Consider the following 2,315-nt stretch of genomic DNA (forward strand, 5'->3'; position numbering starts at 1 on the left):
GCGTTCTATTACCGACACCTGCAAGAAAAATGAGCAGGCCATCTTAAATGCTTTCTTGACTATTGCTTCATCATAGAGGTACCTGAGTAGTTACGATTCTTTAATACTGTTTTAGCGTTTTCTAATTTATTTGGGATTTCTAATGTTCAGTAGGATGGAGTAGAATGCTATTTAGGGAAGCTTTTTTGTTTAATGACCTGTCACTCATAATTATTACATTTTCCTGTTCGTTCTTTCCTTATATTTGTGACGAGATACATTACCAGCTTGCAGCTTCCAAAATGAAGTGTAGAAAAGCTTATGATAGCTTAATCGCAATTAAAAACATAAATACATCAATGAAAAAGGCAGCTTTTATATTCCTGTTTATAATGGTTACGGCCATAACCATTAACCCTGTTGTAAAAGCACAATGCGCTATGTGCAGTATTAATGCAGAGCAGGGAACAAAAAACGGTAACACCCAAGGTAAAGGTTTAAATTCTGGCGTGCTTTATCTTATGGCCTTTCCATATCTGTTAATTGTTAGTTTAGGTGTTTTGTGGTATATTAAATACCGTAAAAAGAACCTAAGCCATGATTAATCCTTCCACCTTTTCGTTTTTAAAAGACGTAACGCAAAATAACAACCGCGAATGGTTTGCAGCAAACAAGGGTGAATATGAGGCGGCAAGAGAAGATGTACTTTCATTTATACAAAGCCTGATTCCTGAGCTGGCTAAAATAGATCCGCTGATCTCAGCAGAATCGGATCCAAAAAAATCTTTACTGCGAATCTATCGCGATGTCAGGTTTAGTAATAACAAAGACCCCTATAAATCTAATTTTGGTATCTGGTTTTCTGCCTTTAGCAAGGGTGGTAATGAACCTGGCTATTACCTGCACCTGCAGCCTGGCAATTGTTTTTTGGCCGGTGGTTATTGGATGCCTGATACCGCACACCTCAAGCTTATTCGTCAGGAAATAGATTACAACAGTAGTGATTTTTTGAAGGTCATACAGCAAAAGGATTTCGCTTCCAACTTTCAGCTCAGCACAGCAAATACCCTGAAGAAGGCACCTAAAGGTTATGATCCTGAAGATCCTAATATTGCTTACCTGAGGCTAAAAAGCTTCGAAGTGGCAAAAGTAATACCAGATGAGGAGTTTTATAAGCCCACCATTGTTAAAAAGTTGGTCCATTCTTATCAAATGATTTATCCTTTGGTAGCTTTCTTAAGAAAGGCAATTGCAGGGTAAAACAAATATGCTTAATCTATTAATTCCTAAAACCAATATATAGTAAAAACATGAAACAACTTTTTTTAGGCCTGGCCGTCCTTCTTTTGGCTTCCACAATTACTTCCTGTGTCGTATTATCCCCAAAAAAATACAAAGCACTACTTGCCCGTCAAGATTCTTTAAATTTAGGCTTGTCAGAATCTAAGTTGAGTGGTGAAAACCTCGATGCAACCATCAGGAAATTAAGAAAAGATACTGCTAATCTCCATTCAGCACTGGCCGAACTGCAGTCCAACTATGCAGAAGTTGACGGTAATTATAACAAATTACGCAGCAATAGCTCTACCCAAATCAGTAAGTTGGCTGGCGATTTGAAGGCTAGAGAACAACGCTTAAAAGAAGTAGAAGAAATTTTACGCAAACGCGATCAAGCTACAAATAAGTTGAAGGAAACATTACAGAATGCCTTGTTTGGTTTCACAAAAAGCGGGCTGAGTGTAGATGTTAAAAACGGAAAAGTTTACGTTTCTTTAATGGATAAGCTTTTATTTCCATCGGGAAGTATTGTGATTGATGAAAAAGGAAAACAAGCCTTAAGCCAATTGGCTATTGTGTTGAAAGAACAACCTGAAATAAATATTGCTGTAGAAGGCCATACCGATACACAGAAAATTATAAACCTCGGTCAGATTAAAGATAACTGGGACCTGAGTGTGTTAAGGTCTACTTCAGTGGTGCGCTTCCTTACTGATGTAGAAAAAATAGAAAGTGTGCGCATGACTGCCACGGGTAAGGGGGAGTTTCAACCTTTAGCAGACAATACAAATGCTGATAGCAGAAGTAAAAACCGCAGAATTGAAATTGTACTTTCTCCGAAATTGGATGAGTTATATGATTTGATCAACAAATAAGAAATTAGTAATATGATTTAAAAGGGTAACGACTCAGGTTGTCTATGAATTATCAATAGTTGAGAAGGCATTGAGTATTTGCTGCTGGTTTTTCTTACATGTATCGGTAATGGAACGAATGATTGCATAGTTCTGTGCACCTTTAGTAGATTTAAACATACCCGACACTTTGAGTTTCACCTT

The 2,315-nt window shown here is 37.4% G+C and carries 3 protein-coding genes; all 3 read left to right on the forward strand.

The window, feature by feature from the left end:
- Nucleotides 1-338 precede the first annotated feature (338 nt).
- Genes AAKU52_RS17350 through AAKU52_RS17360 form a run of 3 tightly spaced genes read left to right on the forward strand, consistent with a single transcriptional unit; the run spans nucleotide 339 to nucleotide 2,132 of the window.
- A complete protein-coding gene (locus tag AAKU52_RS17350; RefSeq protein ID WP_354335898.1) occupies nucleotides 339-584 on the forward strand; it encodes a CAMCR motif-containing small membrane protein in 246 nt (81 codons plus the stop codon).
- Complete coding sequence (locus tag AAKU52_RS17355) at nucleotides 577-1,239, forward strand: DUF2461 domain-containing protein (protein ID WP_354335899.1); 663 nt, start codon at nucleotides 577-579, stop codon at nucleotides 1,237-1,239. Before AAKU52_RS17350 ends, AAKU52_RS17355 begins: the two co-directional genes overlap by 8 nt.
- 50 nt (nucleotides 1,240-1,289) lie before the next feature.
- Entirely contained in the window at nucleotides 1,290-2,132 is an 843-nt protein-coding gene (locus AAKU52_RS17360; protein ID WP_354335900.1) for an OmpA/MotB family protein, read from the forward strand.
- The last annotated feature ends 183 nt before the right edge of the window (nucleotides 2,133-2,315 follow it).

This window comes from Pedobacter sp. CG_S7 (assembly GCF_040544395.1).
GTDB lineage: Bacteria > Bacteroidota > Bacteroidia > Sphingobacteriales > Sphingobacteriaceae > Pedobacter.

What these genes read in the sequence shown, in the direction of transcription:
- AAKU52_RS17360 (WP_354335900.1), top strand. Translation starts at nt 1,290, where the DNA reads ATGAAACAACTTTTTTTAGGCCTGGCCGTCCTTCTTTTGGCTTCCACA.
- AAKU52_RS17355 (WP_354335899.1), top strand. Translation starts at nt 577, where the DNA reads ATGATTAATCCTTCCACCTTTTCGTTTTTAAAAGACGTAACGCAAAAT.
- AAKU52_RS17350 (WP_354335898.1), top strand. Translation starts at nt 339, where the DNA reads ATGAAAAAGGCAGCTTTTATATTCCTGTTTATAATGGTTACGGCCATA.